General features: G+C 31.7%; 23 protein-coding genes and 1 other annotated feature. Of the genes, 1 reads left to right on the plus strand and 22 read right to left on the minus strand.

All coding sequences use genetic code 11. From position 1 onward, the window contains the following. Nucleotides 1–38 precede the first annotated feature (38 nt). Nucleotides 39–242: a hypothetical protein gene (locus EV214_RS01255; protein WP_132241869.1), complete on the plus strand. Its 204-nt coding sequence runs from the start codon at nt 39–41 to the stop codon at nt 240–242. A gap of 49 nt (nt 243–291) precedes the next feature. On the opposite strand, the gene rpoD is transcribed toward EV214_RS01255, so the two are convergent. From rpoD to floA, 22 genes are all read right to left on the minus strand, one after another. Next, nucleotides 292–1,380: an RNA polymerase sigma factor RpoD gene (gene rpoD / locus EV214_RS01260; protein ID WP_132241871.1), complete on the minus strand. Its 1,089-nt coding sequence runs from the start codon at nt 1,378–1,380 to the stop codon at nt 292–294. A 25-nt stretch (nt 1,381–1,405) separates the two neighbouring features. Further along, entirely contained in the window at nt 1,406–3,256 is a 1,851-nt protein-coding gene (gene dnaG / locus EV214_RS01265; protein ID WP_132241873.1) for a DNA primase, read from the minus strand. Between the two features lie 447 nt (nt 3,257–3,703). Then, on the minus strand, nt 3,704–4,711 hold the full coding sequence (locus EV214_RS01270; RefSeq protein ID WP_132241875.1) for a deoxyguanosinetriphosphate triphosphohydrolase: 1,008 nt from the start codon (nt 4,709–4,711) through the stop codon (nt 3,704–3,706). Between the two features lie 177 nt (nt 4,712–4,888). Further along, nucleotides 4,889–7,510 (minus strand): pyruvate, phosphate dikinase, encoded by a 2,622-nt coding sequence (ppdK, locus tag EV214_RS01275; RefSeq protein WP_132241877.1) that lies wholly within the window; start codon nt 7,508–7,510, stop codon nt 4,889–4,891. A gap of 29 nt (nt 7,511–7,539) precedes the next feature. Then, nucleotides 7,540–8,349: a pyruvate, water dikinase regulatory protein gene (locus tag EV214_RS01280; protein WP_132241879.1), complete on the minus strand. Its 810-nt coding sequence runs from the start codon at nt 8,347–8,349 to the stop codon at nt 7,540–7,542. Between the two features lie 18 nt (nt 8,350–8,367). Then, the gene (locus EV214_RS01285; RefSeq protein ID WP_132241881.1) at nt 8,368–9,009 is read right to left on the minus strand and encodes a helix-turn-helix transcriptional regulator; all 642 of its coding nucleotides are present in this window, start codon (nt 9,007–9,009) and stop codon (nt 8,368–8,370) included. A 284-nt stretch (nt 9,010–9,293) separates the two neighbouring features. Then, nucleotides 9,294–10,685, minus strand: a complete 1,392-nt coding sequence (locus tag EV214_RS01290) for a glycine--tRNA ligase (protein WP_132241883.1) — start codon at nt 10,683–10,685, stop codon at nt 9,294–9,296. Between the two features lie 52 nt (nt 10,686–10,737). Next, nucleotides 10,738–10,909 (minus strand) — a binding site (T-box leader). Between the two features lie 52 nt (nt 10,910–10,961). Then, complete coding sequence (locus EV214_RS01295) at nt 10,962–11,507, minus strand: DUF4342 domain-containing protein (protein ID WP_132241885.1); 546 nt, start codon at nt 11,505–11,507, stop codon at nt 10,962–10,964. A gap of 18 nt (nt 11,508–11,525) precedes the next feature. Continuing rightward, the gene (gene recO / locus EV214_RS01300) at nt 11,526–12,272 is read right to left on the minus strand and encodes a DNA repair protein RecO (RefSeq protein ID WP_132241887.1); all 747 of its coding nucleotides are present in this window, start codon (nt 12,270–12,272) and stop codon (nt 11,526–11,528) included. Between the two features lie 233 nt (nt 12,273–12,505). After that, nucleotides 12,506–13,396 (minus strand): GTPase Era, encoded by an 891-nt coding sequence (gene era / locus EV214_RS01305; RefSeq protein ID WP_132241889.1) that lies wholly within the window; start codon nt 13,394–13,396, stop codon nt 12,506–12,508. Between the two features lie 19 nt (nt 13,397–13,415). Continuing rightward, the gene (locus tag EV214_RS01310; protein ID WP_132241891.1) at nt 13,416–13,811 is read right to left on the minus strand and encodes a cytidine deaminase; all 396 of its coding nucleotides are present in this window, start codon (nt 13,809–13,811) and stop codon (nt 13,416–13,418) included. Between the two features lie 12 nt (nt 13,812–13,823). Further along, on the minus strand, nt 13,824–14,906 hold the full coding sequence (locus EV214_RS01315) for a DUF3048 domain-containing protein (RefSeq protein ID WP_165916165.1): 1,083 nt from the start codon (nt 14,904–14,906) through the stop codon (nt 13,824–13,826). Nucleotides 14,907–14,936: 30 nt separating this feature from the next. After that, complete coding sequence (locus tag EV214_RS01320; RefSeq protein ID WP_165916166.1) at nt 14,937–15,539, minus strand: DUF502 domain-containing protein; 603 nt, start codon at nt 15,537–15,539, stop codon at nt 14,937–14,939. 17 nt (nt 15,540–15,556) lie between these two features. Continuing rightward, entirely contained in the window at nt 15,557–16,831 is a 1,275-nt protein-coding gene (locus EV214_RS01325; protein WP_132241897.1) for a hemolysin family protein, read from the minus strand. A gap of 56 nt (nt 16,832–16,887) precedes the next feature. Next, a complete protein-coding gene (locus tag EV214_RS01330) occupies nt 16,888–17,586 on the minus strand; it encodes a diacylglycerol kinase (protein WP_132241899.1) in 699 nt (232 codons plus the stop codon). Nucleotides 17,587–17,599: 13 nt separating this feature from the next. After that, nucleotides 17,600–18,055, minus strand: a complete 456-nt coding sequence (gene ybeY / locus EV214_RS01335) for an rRNA maturation RNase YbeY (RefSeq protein WP_132241901.1) — start codon at nt 18,053–18,055, stop codon at nt 17,600–17,602. After that, a complete protein-coding gene (locus EV214_RS01340) occupies nt 18,056–20,152 on the minus strand; it encodes an HD family phosphohydrolase (RefSeq protein ID WP_132241903.1) in 2,097 nt (698 codons plus the stop codon). 21 nt (nt 20,153–20,173) lie between these two features. Then, nucleotides 20,174–21,148: a PhoH family protein gene (locus EV214_RS01345; RefSeq protein WP_132242048.1), complete on the minus strand. Its 975-nt coding sequence runs from the start codon at nt 21,146–21,148 to the stop codon at nt 20,174–20,176. Between the two features lie 33 nt (nt 21,149–21,181). After that, nucleotides 21,182–22,384, minus strand: coding sequence for a sporulation protein YqfD (gene yqfD, locus EV214_RS01350; RefSeq protein ID WP_165916167.1), 1,203 nt, complete (start codon nt 22,382–22,384; stop codon nt 21,182–21,184). A gap of 30 nt (nt 22,385–22,414) precedes the next feature. Next, a complete protein-coding gene (gene yqfC, locus EV214_RS01355; RefSeq protein ID WP_132241907.1) occupies nt 22,415–22,693 on the minus strand; it encodes a sporulation protein YqfC in 279 nt (92 codons plus the stop codon). Between the two features lie 109 nt (nt 22,694–22,802). Next, complete coding sequence (locus EV214_RS01360; RefSeq protein WP_132241909.1) at nt 22,803–23,291, minus strand: hypothetical protein; 489 nt, start codon at nt 23,289–23,291, stop codon at nt 22,803–22,805. A gap of 33 nt (nt 23,292–23,324) precedes the next feature. After that, nucleotides 23,325–24,320 (minus strand): flotillin-like protein FloA, encoded by a 996-nt coding sequence (gene floA / locus EV214_RS01365; RefSeq protein WP_132241911.1) that lies wholly within the window; start codon nt 24,318–24,320, stop codon nt 23,325–23,327. Nucleotides 24,321–24,322 lie beyond the last annotated feature (2 nt).

Genomic DNA, 24,322 nt, shown 5'->3' on the forward strand with positions numbered 1-24,322 from the left:
TTTTTTTTTGTACAAAATATAATTAAGGAGGTTTTTTTATGACTGAGAAAAAATCAAAAACTAATTTTAATCATATGCCCTTTCAGAAATCAGTACATTTTAAATGGGGTGGTACTACTTCTGATTGGGAAGAAGAAGCTGCTCAAATGATGGATTATTTACAAGATCAATTAGATGATCAAGAATCCCAGGAAGAAAAAGAAAAAAAAATTGAATATGGTACACAAAAACAATATTGGTAAACATAATTATTTCCTATGCAATTACAAAGATTCGCGTATGCGCGAATCTTTATTCTAAATAATCTTTTAACTTTTTACTTCTACTAGGATGTCTTAGTTTTCTTAAAGCCTTTGCTTCAATCTGGCGAATTCTTTCTCTTGTAACATCAAATTTTTTGCCCACCTCTTCTAACGTTCTTGCTCTTCCATCATCTAATCCAAATCTTAATCTTAAAACCTTTTGCTCTCTTGGCGTTAATGTATCTAACACTTCTACTAATTGTTCTTTAAGCATTGAAAATGCTGCTGCTTCAGCAGGTGCTAGTGCATCATCATCAGGAATAAAATCACCAAGATGGCTATCTTCTTCCTCTCCAATAGGCGTCTCTAAGGATACTGGTTCTTGGGCAATTTTTAATATGTCTCGAACTTTATCTTCTGGAAGATCCATTTCTTTTGCAATCTCTTCAGGCTTTGGTTCTCTTCCTAATTCTTGAAGTAATTGTCTTGAAATTCTTATTAATTTATTAATGGTTTCCACCATATGAACAGGAATTCTTATGGTTCTTGCCTGATCTGCTATAGCTCTTGTAATTGCCTGTCTGATCCACCAAGTTGCATAGGTACTAAATTTATAACCTTTTCTCCAATCAAATTTTTCCACAGCTTTGATAAGCCCTAGGTTTCCTTCTTGTATTAAATCTAAAAACAACATGCCTCTTCCCACATATCTTTTTGCAATACTTACAACAAGCCTTAAATTCGCTTCACATAATCTTTTCTTTGCTTCTTCATCTCCCTGCTCCATTTTTTTAGCTAGCTCTATTTCTTCTGTAGCTGAAAGTAATGGTACTTTCCCAATCTCCTTGAGATACATTCTTACAGGGTCATCTATGTTAATCCCTTTAGGAATTGAAATATCTAACTCTACTGTTTCTTCCGCTTCCGCTTCCTTTTCAATAAAGTCTTCCTTTTCTCCTACAATATCAATTCCCATTGCAGCTAAATTATCATATACTTCTTCAATCTGATCCTTATCTAGATCTATCTCTTCTAATGTATCCATAATCTCATTATATGTTAACATGCCTCTTTTTTTACCTTTTTCTACAAGGTTTTTAACAGACTGCACTTTTTTATTTTCACTTTTCTTACTCATTACGCTTCCCTCCCTTCTTACAATCCTACAATTTTTTTAGTTCTTTCATTAATTTTTCGTAATCTATACATAACTCTCTTATCCTCACTATCTGCTCTTTTGTTTTATTTTCTACTTTTTCAAGCTGCTTTAATTCATCTTCCATATCTACTTTCATGTTTTTAAATTTATGTTTTTGGATACTGTTGACATAATCGATTAAAGCTTTTTCCACATTTTCTTTCGGTACAATGCAATGATTAATATCATGTAATATGGCTATTTCTTTTATATTTAATTGGTTTGATATCTTTTCCAAATCCACAGAATCATCTTTTTCATACAATTCATAAAGAATTTGTGCTATTTTTTTATAAGTTTCATCTACGAAATCCTCATAAGAAATAACTATCTTTACTTTATAGAAAATTTCTTTATTAGCTGTCATTAATTTTAATAAGCACCTTTGCGCTTCTAAATGTCCATTTTTTTCTATTGGTTTTAAAGGTTGTATCTCATATTTATTAGTATACCTATCATGTTTACTTCTATACTTATTCCCATCTAGTATCTGTTTTTTTTCATTATTTCTTCTATCGTATTTATTATTTCCATAAATTTCTGACTTTATAGCTTCTATTGAAATTCGTGATTCTAATGCAATTTTCTTAATATATGCATCCATCTCTACTGGGCTCGTTAATCCTTTTAATATTTTTGTTATGGATTTTACAAATTTCACGCTACCTTCAGTAGTTGCTAAATCATTTTCTTTTTTTAATAACATAATTTTATAATCTATTAAAGATAGTGCATTGTCCACTTCTTCCAAGAAAGCCACTTTTCCTTTTTTCATGACAAATTCATCTGGATCTTTTCCTTGTGACAAACGCAGTACCCTTACTTTGCATCCTACTTCCCTTAAAACATCCAACCCTCGTAATGTAGCCGCTTGTCCTGCTGTATCTGTATCATATGCAATGACAACTTCCCCTGCATACCTTTTTAATAAATTCGCTTGATTTTTTGTAAGGGCTGTCCCTAAGGATGCCGTAACATTTTTTATGCCATTTTGATAAAGTGAAATAACATCCATATATCCTTCTACCACAATGATTTGATGTTTTTGGGTCACTTCATTTTTTGCAAAATTTAGTCCAAATAAATTGTTCCCTTTATTAAAAGCTGGCGTTTCAGGAGAGTTTAAATATTTGGGCTGAAAATCACCTAATACTCTTCCCCCAAAAGCAATCACTTTTCCTGTCGTATTAATAATGGGAAACATGACTCTGTTTCTAAATCTATCATAATAGCCATTCTTATTTTTCTGTTCTGAAACTAAACCTGCCATAAATATTTCATTTTGATTATATCCCTTACATAAAAGATACTTATTGAGTTGTTCCCAATCCTCATGTGCATATCCTAGTCCAAATTTCTTTATTGTCTGAATCTCTAATCCTCGTTTTAACAAATAATTTAATCCACCATTTTTTTTATCCAATAAATTCTTATAATAAAACAAGGCCGCTTCTCTATTTATTTCATACACTTTATTTTTTCGATATATTTCTTCATTTTCCTGCTTGGATGTGGAATTTTTATCAAAATTTATTCCTGCCCATTCTCCAAGTAGTGAAACCGTATCTACAAAATCTAAATTTTCAGCTTTCATAATAAAATTGATTATATCACCTTTTTCTCCACATCCAAAACAATGATAAAATTGATTTTCCTCTGATACCATGAAGGAAGGTGTTTTCTCATTATGAAAAGGACATAACCCGACATAATTACGTCCACTTTTTTTTAATTGTACATATTTAGAAATAACCGCTACAATATCATTCCGCAGCTTTATTTCATCAATTAATTTTTCATCAAAATTATTGCCCATATCAATCACCCATACAATCCTTTTTTTATTGTTTCTCCATATTTATTAAATTTCCTGCTTTATATGAAATTTAATTCACTAATCGCAAGAACTATATAGGGACTTTTCTATTACTTGATTAAAACTGTCAATAAACTGTACATTGTCACCTTTTATCCACTCAGCATATCATTTAATCTTACGTCCCCCTCTCATTATTTTCATATCCATTTATCTTCTAAACATCCACTGATCTATGTTGTCTAAATTATAAACACATCCACAACTCGACAAATAAAAAACTTTATGTTGTTTTTATGAACGTTATTTATAATCTGCATATCTACTAATTGACTAATATTGTAATTTATATACATGTCATCTTTTTCCTATGCTTCACAATATTCGACATAAGTATCTTTAATCCTTCTTAAATAATTCTAAAACTCAAATACATAATTTTCAGAATTATTTCTCCCACACACGAGGTACATAAATTTCCAAATATTTGTTAATCACATATCTGTCTGTCATTCCCGCTATATAGTCCTTTACAACTTCTTCTACCCCAAAATCTTCTATTCTCATCCATATTTCCTTAGGTATTTTTTCTTGTTTGTTCAAAAAACAATGATAAAGTTGTTCTATTATGTATTTTGCCTTATCTTCTTCTTTTTTAGCAGCTCTATTTAAATATACTTTTTCAAACATAAAATCCCGCAATTTATTTGTATATGATTTTTTTTCTTCACTCATTCGAATCTCTTTTTTTTCATAGCTATTATTAATTACATCTACAATCATCTTATTAATTCTTTCACTATGCGTTGCCCCTAATACACCTAAACAGTCTTTTGGTAGATCATTATAATCAATGACTCTCCCCCTTATAGCATCATCAATATCATGATTAATATATGCAATACGATCGCTAATTTTTACAATCTGCCCTTCTAATGTGCATGGTTCATTATCTCCTGTGTGATTTAATATCCCATCGCGTACTTCAAGCGTAAGATTTAACCCATATCCTAATTTCCCTTTTTCTAAATATTCTACCACTCTTAGACTTTGTTCGTTATGCTTAAAGCCATTTACATGGATTTCATTTAATATTTTTTCTCCACTATGTCCAAATGGCGTATGCCCGATATCATGACCTAATGCAATGGCTTCTGTTAAATCTTCATTCAATTTTAAACTTCTAGCTATCGTTCGAGAAATTTGAGCGACTTCTAATGTATGGGTAAGTCTGGTTCTATAATGATCCCCTTCTGGTGAGAGAAATACTTGGGTTTTATGCTTAAGTCTTCTAAATGCTTTTGCATGCAGTATCCGGTCTCGATCTCTTTGATATTCTGTTCGTATAACACATTTTTCTTCCTCTACTTTTCTTCCTTTCGTTTGTGATGCCTTCGCAGCATATGGTAAAAGTCTTTCCTCTTCCATGCTTTCAGTTATTTCTCTGAAACTCATTTTTACCTACCCCTCTTTTTATAAATAACTTGCTCGTATTTATATATATACAACAGACTTTATTTTATTCCTTCCTCTATTTGTAGTAGGTTATTCGTAAAAAGGTATGAATAAATTTGAGGTCACTGAAAAAGCTATGCTTTTTCAGTGACCTCATAAATTTTCATGCTTTTTTTACTATTTATTTTTTATCGCACTACGCGCTGCTGCTAATCTTGCAATAGGTACTCTATATGGGGAACAAGAAACATAATGTAACCCTATTCTATGACAAAAATCAATTGAATCTGGATCTCCTCCATGTTCACCACAGATGCCTAATTTTATATTTGGTCTTGATTTTTTCCCTAAGTCCAGTGCAATTTCCATTAATTTTCCAACTCCAACTTGATCAAGCCTTTGGAATGGGTCTTTTTCAAAAATTCCTTTGTTTCTATATTCTCCAATAAATTTTCCTGCATCATCTCTAGAAAAAGCATAAGTCATTTGTGTCAAATCATTTGTTCCAAATGAAAAGAACTCTGCATGTTTTGCAATTTCATCAGCCGTCAATGCAGCTCTTGGTACTTCAATCATTGTACCAATTGTATAGTCAATTTTTTCGTCACTATCATTGATAATTTCATTTGCAGTATTTACAATAAGTTCTTTTATAATTCCAAGTTCTTTTTCATGTCCAATGAGAGGCACCATAATTTCTGGTGTAATATTGATTTTCTTCTCTTTTTTCACCTCTATTGCAGCCATAATCAATGCTTTTACCTGCATTTGATAGATCTCTGGATAAGTAATCGCAAGTCTACAGCCTCTATGACCAAGCATTGGATTAAATTCTTTTAATTCTTCAACGGTTTCTTTTAGTTCCCTATATGCTACCCCTATTTGCTCTGACAATGTTTTAATATCTTCATCACTATGTGGTAAAAATTCATGTAATGGTGGATCAAGTAGCCTTACAGTTACAGGCCTTTCACCCATTGCTTCAAATATGCCTACAAAGTCCTTTTTTTGGAAAGGTAGCAATTTATCTAAAGCGATCATTCTCTCCTCTACATCTTTTGCTACAATCATTTGTCTTACAATAGCAATTCTTTCTTCATCAAAAAACATATGCTCTGTCCTACAAAGTCCAATTCCTTCTGCCCCAAATTTTACAGCCATATGTGCATCTCTTGGCGTATCTGCATTGGTTCTAATCTTCAGAGTTCTTAAATCATCAGCCCACTGCATAAGTTTTGAAAAGCTTCCAGATAATTCTGGTTCTTTTGTAGGAATGCTTCCCGCATAGACATTTCCAGTATTTCCGTTTAATGAAATATACGCTCCTTCTTTGAAGATTTTACCGCTTATTCTAAAGATTTTATTTCCTTCATCAACTTTTATTTCTCCACAACCCGCTACACAACATTTTCCCATTCCTCTTGCAACAACTGCTGCATGAGAAGTCATGCCACCTCTTGCTGTAAGAATTCCTTGGGCTGCTGCCATTCCCTCTATATCTTCAGGAGAAGTTTCTAATCTTACCAATATTGCTTTTTCTCCAGCACTAGCAGCTTTTACAACGTCTTGGGCATTAAAATAGATTTTCCCTGTAGCAGCACCTGGCGAAGCTGGTAAACCTGTAGTAATCTTTTCTGCTGCTTTCATTGCATTCTCTTCAAATGTTGGGTGCAGTAGCTGATCTAATTGATTTGGTTCTACTCTCATAATTGCTGTTTCTTTGTCTATTAGCCCTTCATTCACCATATCTACAGCTGCATGAATGGCCGCTGGTGCTGTTCTTTTTCCATTTCTTGTTTGTAGAAGATATAAATTTCCTTTTTCAATCGTAAATTCGATATCTTGCATATCTTTATAATGGTTTTCTAAAAGATTTGCAACACGTACAAACTCTTCATATACTTTTGGCATAGTATCATTTAATTTTTCAATAGATTGAGGTGTTCTAATCCCTGCTACAACATCTTCTCCTTGTGCATTCATCAAGAATTCCCCAAACAATTTTTTCTCCCCATTAGATGGATTCCTTGTAAAAGCTACCCCTGTACCAGATGTTTCTCCCATATTTCCAAATACCATAGACTGTATATTTACTGCTGTTCCTAAGTGCCCAGGTATATCATTTATTTGTCTATAAATAATTGCTCTTGTATTATTCCAAGAACCAAAAACAGCTTCAATTGCCATAAGTAATTGTTCTCTAGGTTCTTGCGGGAAATCTTTTTTTGTTTCTTTTTTGACAAGTTCTTTATATCCTTTAATAATATTTTTAAGGTTCTCTACATCTAATGCTGTATCCAGTTCAATTTTATTTATTTCCTTTTCATTCTCTAAGATACGATCAAATTTATATTTTGGAATACTTAGAACAACATCTCCAAACATTTGAATAAATCTTCTATAACTATCATAAGCAAATCGTTCGTTTTCTGTTTCAGATGCTAGACCTACTACAGATTGGTCATTTAATCCTAAATTTAATATGGTATCCATCATTCCTGGCATAGAAACTACAGCACCAGATCTTACGGATACAAGTAGCGGATCTTTTATATCTCCAAATTTTTTGTTGATCTTTTCTTCTAATCCTTGGAGAAGTTCAAATATTTGTTTCTCAATATCTTCACTAATTTTTTTCTCATCTTCATAATATTGATTGCACGCTTCTGTACTAACAGTAAATCCTGGAGGAACAGGCAACCCTATTTTTGTCATCTCTGCTAAGTTTGCTCCCTTCCCTCCAAGTATTGATTTCATTTCCTTATTTCCGTCGTCAAAAGCATATACATATTTTCTCATGTCCAAAACTCCTTTCAAGTAACAAATTCTTATACGTTTTGTTTCAATATTTCTAAAATAATATTTGCGCTTTCTTCTATGGCTTTATTTGATACATCAATGATTGGACAAGCTAGTCTTTTCATTAGACTTTCGGCATAATCTAATTCTTTTAGTATTCTATCCATACTTGCATAATTTGCTTCATTTCTAAGACCTAGAGCTTTTAGCCGCTCTTGTCTTATTTCATTTAATTTTATTGGATTTGTAGTAAGTCCTATTATTTTTTTAGATGCAACCTTAAATAACTCTTCTGGTATAGGTACTTCTGGTACTAATGGAACATTTGCAACTTTTATGTTTTTATGGGCAAGATACATGCTCAGTGGTGTTTTAGAAGTTCTTGATATACCCACTAATACAACATCTGCTTTGTTTAAGCCTCTTGGATCTTTTCCATCATCATATTTTACAGCAAATTCGATTGCCTCAATTTTTTTAAAATATTTTTCATCTAATTTTCGAATCAGACCTGGTTCATTTTTCGGGATATCTCCTAAAACTTTTTGTAAAGAATCTACGATTGGGGTCATAATATCAATACTAATAATATCATGCTGCTGTGCCTTTTCAATCAATATTTTTCTCAAAGCTGGTACAACCATTGTAAAAACAATCAAAGAGTTTTCATTCGCTGCTTCATTCATAATCTCAACAATTTGATCTTCATCCGATATATATGGAAATCTCCTTATTTCGCAATCTTTACACACAAATTGGCTAATAGCTGCTTTTACAACTTGTTCTCCTGTTTCTCCTATAGAATCAGATATTATATATACAACAAGTCTGCGATTCATCTTTTAGTGCCCCCCTTTTTAATTATTTATTCCAAGTTCAACAAATACTCTTGTGATATTAGTCTTAGATACTTTTCCCACGACTTTGTAGTATTCTTTTTTATCTACTTTAACTTTTTCAACTACAGGAAGACTGTCTATCTCATGATCTATAATTTTAATCGCAGCTTCTAGCACAGTTTCATTTGGATACGTCATAATAATATTAGGCATTCTCGTCATAATTAAACCTACAGGTACCTTATTTACATCTGTACCACCCATAATGTTTCTTAGAAAATCTTTTCTTGATACGGCTCCTGCAAGATAACCCTCTGATAGTACAAAAATAGATCCTACATCTTCAAGAAATAATATGACGAGTGCATCGTAGAGTGTAGTTTGTTCGTCAACAACAACAGGTATAGATTTTATATCATTTACTGTTATACCATGAATTTTCTCAGAAATTAGATTTATTGGCTTATTTCCAGAATAAAGATAACCGACCTTAGGTCTTGCATCTAACATACCTGTCATTGTAAGTATAGCTAAATCTGGTCTTAGTGTAGCTCTTGTAACTTTTAGTATTTTCGCAATTTGCTCGCTAGTTATTGGTTCTTTTTCCTTTACAATCTCAATAATTGCTTGTTGGCGTTTTGAAAATTCTATGGTTATCACCTCTTTTATAGAATTTTATGTAATATGTTATACTATTTATTTTTATATGTTATATTATATATATCATTGTAACAAATATTAAACATTTTTACTATCTCTTTTTTCACTTTTTTATATTTTTTTCAGAAAATAATTATATCTATAAAATAATTCTTCTTTATTATAACTATTTGCTATCTATATAAACAGCATAGCATAATTTGTAATTTTTTTTAGAAAAAGACAATAGTGAGAATGCAGTAACTTCTCCTCTATTGTCTCCTATATACACATGATATATATTCTTAAAAATCCATTCTTTCTTCGATGTATCTTTCTAGATCTTCAATTTTTATTCTTACCTGCTGCATTGTATCTCGATCTCTTACAGTAACTGCATTGTCCTCTAAAGTATCAAAATCATAAGTAATACAAAACGGCGTACCAATTTCATCTTGTCTTCTATATCTCTTTCCTATACTTCCTGATACATCATAATCAACCATAAACTTTTTCGCAAGTTTGGCAAATAATTCTGTAGCGCCTTCGTCTAACTTCTTTGTGAGTGGCAATACACAAGCTTTATATGGCGATAACGCTGGGTGTAATTTCAAAACCGTTCTACTGGTTCCATCTTCTAATGCTTCTTCTTCATAAGCATCTATTAAAAAGGCTAATGTGACTCGATCCGCGCCTAGAGATGGTTCTATACAGTATGGTATATATTTTTCATTTGTTACTGGATCTTGATAACTTAAATCAACACCCGAATGCTCCTTGTGCTGTTTCAAATCGAAATCCGTTCTATCTGCAATACCCCATAACTCACCCCAACCAAACGGAAACTTATATTCAAAATCTGTTGTAGCATTGCTATAGTGAGATAATTCTTCTTTTTCATGATCTCTTAATTTTAAGTTTTCTTCTTTCATATTTAAATCTAGAAGCCATTTTTTACAAAATGTTTTCCAATATTCAAACCATTCTAAATCTTCTCCTGGTTTACAGAAAAATTCAAGTTCCATCTGTTCAAATTCGCGGGTTCTAAAAGTAAAGTTTCCAGGCGTTATTTCATTCCTAAAAGATTTTCCAATTTGTCCTATGCCAAAAGGTATTTTTTTTCTTGAACTTCTAACTACATTTTTAAAATTCACAAATATGCCTTGTGCTGTTTCTGGTCTTAAATATATTTCTGCTTTTGAATCTTCTGTTACCCCTTGAAACGTTTTAAACATAAGATTAAATTGTCTAATTTTTGTATAATCTAATTCACCACATTCTGGACACTTTATATTTTTTTCATTGATAAAAACTTCCATTTTTTCATTTGCCCAACCATCAACCGTTATTTCTGTTGCTTCTTTTTCTCTAAAATAATCTTCAATAAGCTTATCTGCTCTAAATCTTGATCTACATTTTTTACAATCTAATAAAGGATCATTAAATCCTCCTATATGTCCAGAAGCTACCCATGTTTGAGGATTCATTAAAATAGCAGCATCAATTCCCACGTTATACGGAGATTCTTGAATAAATTTTCTCCACCAAGCTTTTTTTACATTATTTTTCAGTTCTACCCCTAAAGGGCCATAATCCCAAGTATTCGCTAATCCTCCATAAATTTCAGATCCCGAAAATACATATCCTCTTCCTTTTGCCAATGCAACGATCTTATCCATTTTCTTCTCTGCAGTCATTTTCAGTCCTCCTCTTTTTGTACAATCAAAAAAATAGCCTTTCATCCCTACATCAAGGGACGAAAGACTTTGCTTCCGCGGTTCCACCCTAGTTGATACAAAAGTATCCACTTTCATTAATATGCTCAAGAGTTCCTTTCATCAAGGGATTATATTGGATTTGCAGCACCACCAACTCTCTGAAATAATACCCTCTAATTACTTTTCTCTTTCATAGCAAATGCTTATATTTTTATATGATTCTACCATATTGTTCTATTGATGTAAAGATTCTTTTTACTCTTCTTTGTCTTCATCTTTGCTTAAATCAACATCTACATCTTTTTTATCTACATTTCCTTTGTTTTTATATCCATCTACCTTTGATTTTACATTGCTAAAGGTATCTTCTGCAACACTTTTTACATTTTCTAAAGTTTCTCCTGCCATCTCATTGATGTCAACAATCTCTCCATCCGTTTTTACAATCTCAATTTTACATTTAGCAGCTAATGCTGCTAAAATCCCTACCATTGTAGCTGGTAGCGATAAAACTGCTCCTACAGCCCCAACCGTCACAGGGATATTCATAATAATCTCTTCATCTCTTTTTAAGACGATTTTGGTTACATTTCCTTTTTTAACAATATCCTTTAGCTTTTCTACGACATCATTGCCAACACCAGAAATGTTGTCTGTCCACTTGTTGTTTTGCATTTCTTCAATGTAAATAATAGCATCAATGACGTTTCCACCCACTGCTTCTAATGCTTCTTTTGATTCCTTGTAGCTTACACCTGTTCGATCCCTTACTTGATCAATTTTTTCTAAAGTAATTTCCATACTCGCACCACCTTTATATTATTCTTTTATAGATTCTAAAAATTGCAAGCTTTTAAATTGTTTTTTATCTATATAAGTATAGATATATTCTTTCACAATTTTATTAAGTTCTTTTAACACATTTGGCTTTATTTTTAATTTTGAAATTTGTTCTAAGTCTGTATCCATTAAAAATTTCATAACATTTATGGTAACCTTGGAAATTTGCATAGCATAAGAATCTTCTCTAAAGCAACTTTCACATAATATGCCACCTTCATTTACACTAAATTTGATCTTTTCTTTATAATTATTTCCACAATGCACACAGTTATTCATTTCGGGCTTATATCCAGAATACATCAAGAGTTTTAGTTCATAAGCTTTTATTAAAGTTTCATATTCCTTATGAAAGTTAGAAAAAATATGTAAAAATTGAAGTAATGTATAAAACAATCGATTATTTGTTTGTCCCTCTGTAACCATTCTTTCCGTTAGTTCTAATATATATGAAGCATAAGTCAACTTTATAACATTTTCTCTTAACTTATAAAAGGAATCCTTTAGATCTACTTGTGAAATCTGGTATAAACCACTGCCTTTAAAAAGAACAAATTCTCCATAACAAAACGGTTGTGTGCCTACTGAATATTTTCCTCCTGATTTTTTGTATCCTTTGTTTACAGCTTGCAGCTTTCCTGTTTTTTTCGAAAATAAGGTAAGGACTGCATGTCCTTCACCAAATTTACTTTGCTTTAGAACCACTGCATCTGTTTTTAAAAGCATTTCATCACCTCAAAAGTTGTGTATCTGATAAATTTTTTGTGCTTCAATTTCCTTATCTGGGATTATTTCTTGAAGATTTTTATAATTCATATAAATATTTATATTTCCCGTAGTCAAAAACAAATTCCACAATATTTTTTCTAACACCCTACGATCACCTCTTTCAAATAGGCTATACACTTATATTTTTCTTCCATAGGGTGCTTATATACATTGTAAATTTTGTAATTCTGCTATAACTTATATCCTAAAGTATTTAACATATTTTCATGATCTCTCCAATCTTCCTTTACCTTAACCCATAATTCCAAAAAAACTTTTGATCCAAGTAAATTTTCAATATCAATTCTTGCACTTTTTCCCACACCTTTTAATTTTCTTCCATTTTTACCAATAATTATTCCCTTATGAGATTTCTTTTCACAATAGATGGTTGCACTAATATCCACAATCTCTTGTTTTTCTCTTTTTTTCATACTCAAAACATCTACTGCTACACCATGAGGCACTTCTTCTTGTAAATAATGTAGAAGTTTTTCCCGAATAATTTCACTAACAATTACTTTTTCTGGCTGATCTGTAATCATATCTGCTGGAAAATATTGAGGCCCTTCTGGCAAGCCCTTCACAATTTTGTCCATAAGCTTCTGCACATTTTTATTTTCAGTGGCAGATATTGCTATGATGTCATGAAATAAATTTTGCTGATTATACATATTGTATATTTTTTCAAATTTTTCTGGTGGAATTTTATCCATTTTGTTTATCACTAATACAATAGGCGTCTTCACAGTTTTTATCATTTCTAGAATATATTGATCTCCCGGACCCATATCTGCTGTATCATCTATTACTAATAATATTACATCCACTTCATTTAGCGTTTGTTGTGCAGATTTTTGCATATATTCACCCAATTTATTTTTGGGTTTATGCATCCCAGGCGTATCTAAAAATATAACTTGAAAATTTTCTTTTGTATAAATGGTTTGTATTTTATTTCTTGTTGTCTGAGGTTTATCAGACATAATTGCAATCTTTTCCCCAATAATTTGATTCATTAGTGTTGATTTTCCTACATTAGGTCTTCCAATAATTGTTACAAATCCTGATTGAAATTTCATTCATTAACCCTCTTCCTATTTATTTATCCATATCTTCTCCCGAAAAACCATGTGGCAATAATTCGTCAATTGAAACCACCTTAATTTCTCCATCTGGCTTCCCTACAATAATTTTTATTTTTTTACCAAACTCAAATATAACCTGTCTGCAAATACCACAAGGAAATGTGAATGTATTGTTATCGCTTGCAATAGCAATGGCTTCAAACTCCTTGTTACCTTCCGAAATAGCTTTAAAAATAGCCGTTCTTTCTGCACAATTTGTTCCTCCAAAAGATGCACATTCTATATTACAGCCTGCGTAAATCTGTCCATCTTTCGTTAATGCTGCTGCCCCTACTCTAAACTTTGAATACGGTGCATAAGCATATTCCTTTGCTTCCACTGCCTTTTGAAACAATTCTTTATCTGTCAAATCTTTTCCTCCCTACTGTGTGATTAATTCAAAATTCGATGGAATGACTTCCATCCAAGTAATGCCTGGATTAAATTTAATCTCTTCTCCATCTTCATAGAAAAATCTTGTGATCGCTCTTCTAGATTTTTTCTCCCAAGTAACCTTACATATTTCTCCTTTTGTAATGAATAATCCTTCACCTTTTCCTACCAAATTTATTTCTCTTCTTCCTTCATTATCTATTACTTTTGTTTGTGCCTTTTGAATGATAATATTTTTTGCTGTTAAATGATTCTTTGAACCTTCGTCTAAATGAGGTTCTTTATTTATATATCTATAGTACAAACCATCTTCCTCATTATATTTAAAATTTGGTTTATATGTTTTTGAATACGGCATCTTAACATAGGTTAAACTACTTCCACCATTTTTTTGGTCTTCATCATTAAAAATATACGTATCAAAATCTACATTTTCTCTATAATGGCTTTGCATTGCTGCTTTTCTAATTGCAGCGGCATTTGTATATTCATTATGAGGTCTAACTTTATGGTTTTTTCTCCAAAAAATATCCTTTCCTCTAGACTGTGCGCTAATATCTCCTATTTTAAGATTTTTGATGTCTTTTAATGCTTGTGGACTGCCACCATCATGAACATATAGTGCATCGAATTCCATGGCTTTATCAAGAAAATAAGGTCTTGCACTTCTTACAGGTCCAATTAAATTTGGCTCATTGGTTAAAAATATCGCCATATATCTTGTAATATTCCCCTCTGCCAAAATCTCATAAACAATTTCTGCTTGATCTAACCCTGCTTGTGGCCTAGCTTTACTTTGATTGTCAAACATAACAGCAAAAGGCCTTTTATGTATATTCTCTTCTTTTGCATACATACCGCTAATAGGCGATGGTACCCCTACTTTTTTTACTTTTTCTGGTTTTTCATTTGTTTCTTTACTATCTACAATTTCTATATTTGTAGGTTTATTTTTTTCTAGTTCAACTTCTTGTTCTATAATAGCAGGCTCCTCTTTCTTTGAACCACAACCTACTAAAAAATTAAAGGTAAAAATAACTAAAACGAATAAGATTATTTTTCTATTTTTCAACATGTCCCCCTCATCCTTCCATTTGTTTTTTCATTTGTCTTTCATTTGCATTTGTTCTGGGAGCAAAATTCCACCAGATACTACTAATTTCAAAGCTGCATCAATAGTTATGTTTAGTGGCATCACGTCCTTCTCTGGTATCATTATAAACATACCTGATGTAGGATTTGGTGTGGTTGGAATGAAAACGCTTTTCATTCTTTTACCAACTTTTTCCGAAATATCTCTATGCGCATCTGATGTAACAAAACCAATTGTATAAATTCCTTTGGACGGATACTCTACTAAAACTGTGCTTTTAAAAGCGTCCCTTTGCTTCATAAGAATGGTGTCTATTAGTTGCTTAATGGATAAATATATCGTATTTACTAGCGGAATTTTACTTAATGCACGCTCAACAAAATGAATGAATTCTTTCCCTAAGTAATTTGTTGCAAAGACACCTGTCCCCAAAATGATGATCATTGTTAATATAAAGCCTATTCCTATTATACGAAAACCAATGATTTTTTCTATGGGTACGCGAAATATAGAATCTACTGTATTGAAGATCCATCCAATTAACATACTGGTTACAACTATAGGCGTTAATACAAATAATCCTGTGATAAAAATCTTTCTTATCTTTTTCATAGGAAATATTTCCCCCATTATTCTATGGTAATCTTTTGTATTTCTAATTGTTTAATTCTTCGATTATGCACATTTAAAACCTTAATTTTCACATGATCTAATATAACCTCATCTCCCTTAATAGGTATTCTGCCTAATAAATTAAACACAAATCCTCCTATAGATTCATATTCTTCTTCTGAGATATTTACTTGTAAAATTTCATTGATTTCCTCAATAGATACTTTTGCATTCACAATAAGAGAATTATCTCCTAAATGTTCGATAAAATCAATTTCATTGTCATACTCATCTAAAATATCTCCAACGATTTCCTCTAAAATGTCTTCTATTGTGATTAGTCCTAATGTTCCCCCATATTCATCTAATACGATGGCAATATGTACCTTTTCCTTTTGCATCTCTTTTAATAAATTACTGACCTTTTTACTTTCAGGTACGTAGTATGCCGCTCTGATTAATTTAAGAATATCAAATTCAAATTGCAACTCTTTCTTTTCTTTAGAATATATTAATAGATCCTTTGCATATAAAATACCGATAACATTATCTACTGTATCTTTAATGACAGGAATTCTAGAATATCCATATTGCATAACTACATTCAATGTTTCTTCTAGGGTCGATACTTCTTCAAGATAGACCATATCAATTCTTGGTACCATCACTTCTGTTACTTCTATATCCCCTATTTCAAAAATACTATTGATCATTTCTCTTTCATCTCGTTCAATAATCCCTACCTCCTCACCTACATCTACTAAAGTCATAATTTCTTCTTCTGAAACTAAAACTGTTGTTGTTTTTATATCTCCTCCAAAGAGCTTGATAATTGCATTTGTAATAGTCGTCAGAATTTTCAGGATTGGGTATAAGACAATAGATAAAAATTCTAAAGGTCTCCCTAACTTCATCGCTACTTTTTCAGGATATTGGGCAGAATAGGTTTTAGGCGTTATTTCACCAAAAATTAATATGAGTAATGTCATGGCTATTGTAGCAACCAATGTTGCATTTTGTCCTGAAATCAATTTAAATGTAAGCTCAGTAGCAATAGCAGTAGCTGCAATATTCACAATATTATTTCCAATAAGTATAGTTGCTAAAATCTTAGGCGTCTTATGCATAAGCCTTTCTAGTACTTGTACATCTTTCCTTCCATTATTTTGAAGTTGCTTTATTTTGATAATATTAATTGAAGTCAGCGACGTTTCAGCACTAGAAAATAGTCCTGATAAAACAAGTAATATCATCAACAAAATACATTTTATGCCTACATCATATGTAACCAAACTAATTCCTCCCAATACGGTCTATAAAAGGGTAGTAGCCCTAACCTACTCCCCCCCTAATAAATGATTTGAAAAATGAATACTGTAATGAATATCCCTAAAATTGCACCCATTATAACCTGAAAAAAATTATGAATACCTGTTTCAATCCTGCTTTGCCCCACTAAAATTGACATTAGCAAGCATAGTGAAATCGTAAGGGTATTTTCAGATATAAATGCAATAGACGTTAAGATTGAAAATGCAATCGCCGTATGGCCACTTGGCATTCCTCCTCTTAAAGGAGTACCTTTTCCCGTATAAGCTTTTATACTAATCACAACTAAAATTGTAATCAGTAAACTAATAAATGTAATATGAATCGGCATTTTTCTAACTTTATGCAAAACCATGTCTGTAATCCTATTAAATTTATCAAAAAAGATAATGTAGGCAACAACAACCGCATTTAAAGCAGCTATAAGTACTGCCCCTGCCGCTACATTTTTAGCAATTTTAGCCAATTCATGGTATTGATCTGTTATTAAATCTATGCTTGCTTCAATAGAAGTATTGATCATTTCAGCAATGACTACTAAGGCAATTGTAAAAAATAAAATGAGTATTTCTAACTTCGATAAATCAAAAAACAAACTCAAAAACAATACAATCACAGCCATCGTAAAATGTATTCGCATATTCCGTTGGGTTTTCAAAGTGTAGATAATACCATCAATGGCGTAGTTAAAACTATCTATTAGTTTTCTTACTTTCATGAAAGTACCTCACTTATTTTCTTAGTATACCCATTTGTTGCAATACATCTTCTTCTTTTTTTCGCATTACTTTAGTATTTTCTTCTGTATCATGATCATATCCAAAAAGATGGAACATACTATGAACTATTAAAAATAACACTTCTCTTTCAAAAGAATGCCCAAAGGAAGCAGCTTGCGCTTTTGCTTTTTCCAAAGAAATCACAATATCTCCTAATACAGTTGGCTCAATTATCTCATGTATATTTTCGTATTGTGGAAAACTCAAGACATCTGTCGGTCGATCTACCCCTCTGTAATTCCTATTTAAAACATGTATTTCATCATTGTTTACAAAAGATATACTTATCTCTATATCCTTAGATACCCCTTCTTTTTCTAAAGATAAATCAATCGCTTTCATTATTAAAGCTTCATTTTTTTTATCATATTCTATGATCTTTTGTCTATTATCTATCATTATGTCCATTTATTTTGCCACCTCTACCTTTTTTGTATTTAATTCCGGATATTCTATTCTTTCATGGAATATGCCCATTAAAACCCTTCTAAAAGATGCTTTCATTCTTTCTAAATCCTTCAGGGTTATATCACATTCATCTAATTGACCATCACTAAGCTTGTCCTCTATAATTTTATCTATTAAGTTTTTTATTTTTTCGTTATTTGGTCCTGGCATACTTCTCACAGCAGCTTCTACTGAATCTGCAATCATAACAATAGCAGCTTCTCTAGACTGAGGTCTTTTTCCTTCATAACGAAAATCCTTCTCATCAACTTGTTCTTTTTCCTCTTCATTCATCGCTTTATGGTAAAAATACTTAACTAATGTATTCCCATGATGCTGCTCAATCATATCAATAATCTCTTGTGGTAGTTTATATTTTGCCCCTATTTCTAAACCATCTTTTACATGACTTGTTATAATCATAGCACTTAGACTAGCAGCAATTTTGTCATGCGGATTTTCACTAGTTAATTGATTTTCTTTAAATAAATACGGTCTTTTGAGCTTCCCTATATCGTGATAATAAGCACTCACTCTTGCAAATAATCCATTGGCGCTTATTGCCTCAGCTGCAGCTTCACTTAAATTACCTACAATAATGCTATGATGGTACGTTCCTGGCGCCTCAAGTAGTAATTTTTTTAGGACTGGGTGGTTTGGATTAGATAATTCTAATAACTTCAGCGGTGTCAAGATATGAAAGGCTGATTCCCATAATGGTAATGTCCCTATGGTTAGTATGGCACAAAATATCCCATTTAATATACCATACAAGCTATCTATAGCTATTTTAGAAAATTCATAGTGGTTCAGCATTCCTAATCCAATAATAATCATCATATTACTAAAGCTTACAATTACTCCTGCTAAAAATATATTTGATCTCTGATGGGTACGTGTAACACTACAAGCTCCTACCGTTCCTCCTATAAGTGCAGTAATGAAAAAACCAATATGATTCCCACTGCTAAGTGTAAGAAGTATTACCATAACTAAATTAATAGATATGGCTAATCTTGTATCGATCAAAATACCTACAAGCATAGCAGCCGTTGCAACTGGTGCTATGAAAAAAGAAATATCATAGGTTGTTTTAGCTACCATATAAACAGATACAAATATAATAAATATAAGATAAAGCTTTGGTAAAGACTCAAAAATATTTTTGTTAAATACATACATATATGCGATTAACAAGATTTGTGCACTCATAACTAAGATAGCTACCCCAATCTGTAGCGAAAAATCTTTGCTTCCTTGCTTTTTTGTCATTCCCGCATCCTTCAGAAGTTGTAATTGTTCTCTTGTTATGGTTTCTCCTTGATTTACAATGGTATTACCTTTTTTAACCATAACTGCATCAACACTCTCTTTTGCTTCTTCCCTCTTTTGCTGTGTTCGCTCAACATCTAAAAAACGATTTGCTTGAATGGATGTATTTACAATTTGACTACCTAGTGATCGTATTTTCTCACTGAAATCTTTTAGTCCTTTAAAATAATTTTCAATATTCTTTTTCTCTTTTTCTAATTCTTCGGTTTTAATTCCATTAGACATTACTTGGGTAATAATTTCATATATATAGCTTTCAATATTTTTCAAATGTTTCTCAGATGCTACAAGCATTAAGACAAGCTCATCATCATTTAAATTTATTTCATCTTTTTCCTTTAGTCTATTTAACTTTTCTTCAGTTGTAATATCCTCTAGTGATCGAATTTCATAAGTATTTTCAAAAAATTTTTCAATTTTTTTCTTTATGTCAATTTGAATCGTTGGATCAATTTTCTCTTTTGGTTCAACAGCATCTTCTGCTTTTTTTATGAGCCGCTGCGTTTCAATTTTATTTTCTATATCTCTTGGTGCCCGAAGATCTTCTGGTGCTTTCTGTCCTACTTGCAACTCATATTTTTGAGGTGCAAGACTTGCAATCATACTAAAAAAGATGACCACAAAAAAAATTGCTGTAAGCATAATTTTACTTACCATCTTTTTTCGTAAAAAACGTACAAGTATCGTATTATTTATTTTCTGCAGGACATGCTTAAAAAAGGTCATATAAATTTCCCCCTAGTTTTTCTATCTTTTCCTATGTCCATCTTTACTTTTAATAAGTATTTCTTTCTTTTGTTCATGTTGTTCATAAGCTTTAATAATTCTTTGTACTAACGAATGTCTAACTACATCATTTTCATCCAAAAATACAAAGTCGATGCCTCCTACTTGCGTCAAAATTTCTATAGCTTCCTTAAGCCCTGATTCTTTCCCTTTAGGTAAATCTATCTGTGTTATATCTCCCGTTACAATAGCCTTTGATCCTACACCCAGTCTTGTTAAAAACATTTTCATTTGTGCCCTTGTCGTATTTTGTGCTTCATCTAAAATAACAAATGCATCATTTAATGTTCTCCCTCTCATATATGCTAAGGGTGCTACCTCTATCATTCCTTTTTCTTTGTATTTTAAGAAAGTTTCCCCACCTAATATATCATATAGGGCGTCATAAAGGGGTCTTAAATAAGGATCTACCTTATCTTGTAAATCACCTGGTAAGAATCCTAAACTCTCTCCTGCTTCTACTGCAGGTCTTGTTAGTATAATTCTACTTACTTCTTTATTTTTAAAAGCACTTACTGCCATAGCCATAGCTAAATAAGTCTTTCCCGTTCCTGCAGGACCAATTCCGAATACTACATCACTATTTTTTATACTCTTAACATATTTTTTTTGTCCTAATGTCTTTGGTTTTATTCGTTTTCCTTTGGCACTAATACAAACGATCTCTTCTAATAAACCTTCTATTTTATCATCTTGTCCTTCCATAAGCAACTTGATAGAATAATTTATTTTCTGACTATCTAAGTTTTCTCCTATCTTAACAATTTGAATCAATCTATATAGAAGTTTTTCTGTCATCTCTACTTCCTCTAGACTCCCAATGATTACAATTTCTCCTTGTCTTACTACAACATTTACATGAAATGTGTTTTCAATAATTTTTATATTTTCGTCGAAATTTCCAAATAATTCTTTTGTATAATCAAATTCGTTCATACTTATTTTTTTCTCTATCCATTTTTGTTCCAATCACTCATCCTCCTTGACAATAGATGTAATCCGCTGTTGCTTTCCTATTTCTTCCAAAACTTCAATTGTTAATTTTGCCCGTATTCTATTTTTTTCTTCATAGAATACTATATCTTTATTTAATATTTTCACATTTTCCGGTATCTTATTAAGCAACTTTACCATTAATTTCTCTTGCATTGCCTGTTTTGCAGTACTTTTATCAATTACTTCCTTTTGTGAGGTAGCTTCATAATACTCCTCTATAAGAATTTCGACAGGCATTTTAATATTCCTCCAACTTGAAAGACTTTTATTCTTTTTCTCAATTATAACATTATTATAGGGGATTTCTCCTAAACTTAATATGATTTGATTATTTCCAATTTTTATAATTCTTCTTACAAACTTATTTCCTGTTTTTATTTTTTTAAATTTGACCAAAGAAATGGCACCCACTTCTTCATAATAAGTCTTCGCAAATACTTCTCCGAATGCATGTACATACCTTTTTTCTAATCCTTCTCTTTCAATAACCCCTGTCATTAAAACTTGCCCGTTCTTTACAATATCTCCTTCCTGTACCAATGCATCTCCTTCTTTTACAATCAATTTATTAATCACACCTTTTTTTCTAGCAATAATATCGCATGGTACTTCTTTGGGTATTTTTTCTGGAGGTGATACGTTCTCAACAATCTCTACAATTGCCTTTGTTCCTTGTATCTCTATCCCTACCCAAGCCAAATTTTCAAGTTCTATCATCATATTATTCTCTATATCTGATAGATCTAGTTTATATTTGCATACCCCTGTATACAAACCCAATTCATTTAACCTTTCTCTTATTTCTGTTTGTGATATTTTCTCATTTCCAACAATTTCAACATTCCATACAAAAGAAGTAGTACTCATTATAATACATATTGCAATAGCAAATCCCACTACAAACATTTTTCTCATTTTAATTTTGTACATAAAAAAAGGATATCCTATTTTTTGTCTAATTTTCACTCTACATCCTGCCCTTTTTACAATATGCCTAAGTTCTTTGTATCCTTCTAACCCTACCTTTGCCTCTAGTGTAGTATAATCTATCCTAACAATATCCCAAAGATATATTCCCCTCGCAATCGCATAGTTTATAAATTTTTCTAGTGCTAGACCTTCAATTTTAATAACAACATATCCTCTAAAAAAATTCCATAGCTTTACTATGATCAAAATTCCCTCCCCCCTTATTCTGTAAAAATATTACTTGACAAACTCAATATTTTCAATGCTTCCACATACAATAATTTCTTCTGTCATAATGGTTTTAATCGAGAGATCTTTTCCTACGATTCTAATCACACCACTTTTTGTATTTATTCTTATTCTAAGTTCAGAATATTCAATAATCCCCTTATGGTTTTCAATATATAATTGTATATTTCCCAGTAAAGTAATTCTTGGAAGATCTAATATAATATCTTTAGGAAGTTCTAATAACTCTGATACACTTTCTTTTATCTCTTTTGCCTTCCTTTTCATAAGATACTCCCCCTTTATATTTAATTTTATGCTTCTATATTATGCTGTATTCCTTTATTTTAAGGACTTAAATAGAAGAAAAAAGCTGCGAAAATATTTTCACAGCTTTTTATCTTCTCAAAGACTTTGGTTTTTCTAATATCTCTGACATAATAATACCATATATCAAATTGTTTTTATTGATCAAAATTCCTTTTTTACCGATTTCTCTTTCGCAAATCACATCTCTTATTTCTTCTTTTATCGCAGTCTCTTTAATTTCTATAGATTTATTAGATGTATTAACATCTGGTATTCCCTTTACATTTACTTGTCGATGATCATTTTCTACTTTTGCTTCGTAAATCATAGGCGCTTGGCCCTTATAATCATCTACTTCCATATTCTCTAAAGTTGAATGTATTTCGTCCTTTAGTCCCTGTGCTTTTTCTTCAAATCCTTTTATATACTTATTTCCTTTGTCTCTATAATCATTTTTTTTATCTTTTTTTGCGTCATTTTTATGTTTTAGTTTTTCTTTATTATCTTTTTTAAAAATTACCTGTCCTATAAAGAAAATAAGTGGAAGTAATATCGATATAATTTTATCAAAATCCATTGGCTCACATCCTTTAAGTTAAAAAGAAGTCAACTATTTCTTTACTTGAGAATTTGTATCTTCTTCTTTTCCTAATATAGATATACTCTTTCTCATGGTTGTATCTGCCATAATATTTTGCATATTATAATAGTCCATCACACCAAGTTTTCCTTCTCTTAGGGCCATAGCCATAGCTTTAGGAACTTCTGCTTCAGCTTCTACAACCTTTGCACGCATTTCTTGTACAGCTGCCACCATTTCCTGTTCTTTTGCAACAGCCATTGCACGTCTTTCTTCTGCTTTTGCTTGCGCAATTCTTTTATCCGCTTCTGCTTGTTCTGTTTGAAGTTGTGCACCAATATTTCTTCCTACATCTACATCAGCAATATCAATAGATAATATCTCAAAGGCCGTACCTGCATCTAACCCTTTAGATAAAACAGTTCTTGATATCAAATCAGGATTTTCTAAGACTTCTTTATGGCTCGTCGCAGAACCTACTGTCGTTACAATTCCTTCTCCTACTCTAGCAATGATCGTTTCTTCTCCAGCACCTCCAACAAGTCTTTCAATATTCACTCTTACTGTTACCCTTGCTTTTACCATTACTTCAATACCATCCCTAGAAACCGCTGCGACTTTTGGAGTTTCTATTACTTTTGGATTAACACTTACCTGAACAGCACTCAAGACTTCTCTACCTGCTAAATCAATTGCAGCAGCTCTTTCAAATTCTAAAAATATCTCCGCCCTTTGCGCAGCAATAAGGGCATTTATTACACTATCCACATCTCCTCCAGCAAGATAATGTGCTTCTAATTTATCTATATCTAGATCTAATCCTGCTTTTGTTGCTTTAATAAGAGGATTTACAATTCTAGATGGAGACACTCTTCTAAAACGCATCCCTACCAAGGTAAAAATACCTATTTTCACACCTGAAAAATAGGCTGTAATCCATAATCCTACAGGTATAAAACTCAAAAGTAATCCTAAAACCAAAAGTACAACAATAGCCATAATCCCAAACCCAACAATAGGTGACATAT

Origin of the sequence: Marinisporobacter balticus (genome assembly GCF_004345705.1) — a bacterium.
GTDB lineage: Bacteria > Bacillota > Clostridia > Peptostreptococcales > Thermotaleaceae > Marinisporobacter > Marinisporobacter balticus.

Bases quoted from the DNA above. Each gene is read 5' to 3' on its own strand.
- EV214_RS01255 (WP_132241869.1), top strand. From the start codon at position 39: ATGACTGAGAAAAAATCAAAAACTAATTTTAATCATATGCCCTTTCAG.
- rpoD (WP_132241871.1), bottom strand. From the start codon at position 1,380: ATGAGTAAGAAAAGTGAAAATAAAAAAGTGCAGTCTGTTAAAAACCTT.
- dnaG (WP_132241873.1), bottom strand. From the start codon at position 3,256: ATGGGCAATAATTTTGATGAAAAATTAATTGATGAAATAAAGCTGCGG.
- EV214_RS01270 (WP_132241875.1), bottom strand. From the start codon at position 4,711: ATGAGTTTCAGAGAAATAACTGAAAGCATGGAAGAGGAAAGACTTTTA.
- ppdK (WP_132241877.1), bottom strand. From the start codon at position 7,510: ATGAGAAAATATGTATATGCTTTTGACGACGGAAATAAGGAAATGAAA.
- EV214_RS01280 (WP_132241879.1), bottom strand. From the start codon at position 8,349: ATGAATCGCAGACTTGTTGTATATATAATATCTGATTCTATAGGAGAA.
- EV214_RS01290 (WP_132241883.1), bottom strand. From the start codon at position 10,685: ATGACTGCAGAGAAGAAAATGGATAAGATCGTTGCATTGGCAAAAGGA.
- EV214_RS01295 (WP_132241885.1), bottom strand. From the start codon at position 11,507: ATGGAAATTACTTTAGAAAAAATTGATCAAGTAAGGGATCGAACAGGT.
- recO (WP_132241887.1), bottom strand. From the start codon at position 12,272: ATGCTTTTAAAAACAGATGCAGTGGTTCTAAAGCAAAGTAAATTTGGT.
- era (WP_132241889.1), bottom strand. From the start codon at position 13,396: ATGAAATTTCAATCAGGATTTGTAACAATTATTGGAAGACCTAATGTA.
- EV214_RS01320 (WP_165916166.1), bottom strand. From the start codon at position 15,539: ATGAAAAAGATAAGAAAGATTTTTATCACAGGATTATTTGTATTAACG.
- EV214_RS01330 (WP_132241899.1), bottom strand. From the start codon at position 17,586: ATGAAAGTAAGAAAACTAATAGATAGTTTTAACTACGCCATTGATGGT.
- ybeY (WP_132241901.1), bottom strand. From the start codon at position 18,055: ATGGACATAATGATAGATAATAGACAAAAGATCATAGAATATGATAAA.
- EV214_RS01340 (WP_132241903.1), bottom strand. From the start codon at position 20,152: ATGACCTTTTTTAAGCATGTCCTGCAGAAAATAAATAATACGATACTT.
- EV214_RS01345 (WP_132242048.1), bottom strand. From the start codon at position 21,148: ATGAACGAATTTGATTATACAAAAGAATTATTTGGAAATTTCGACGAA.
- yqfC (WP_132241907.1), bottom strand. From the start codon at position 22,693: ATGAAAAGGAAGGCAAAAGAGATAAAAGAAAGTGTATCAGAGTTATTA.
- EV214_RS01360 (WP_132241909.1), bottom strand. From the start codon at position 23,291: ATGGATTTTGATAAAATTATATCGATATTACTTCCACTTATTTTCTTT.
- floA (WP_132241911.1), bottom strand. From the start codon at position 24,320: ATGTCACCTATTGTTGGGTTTGGGATTATGGCTATTGTTGTACTTTTG.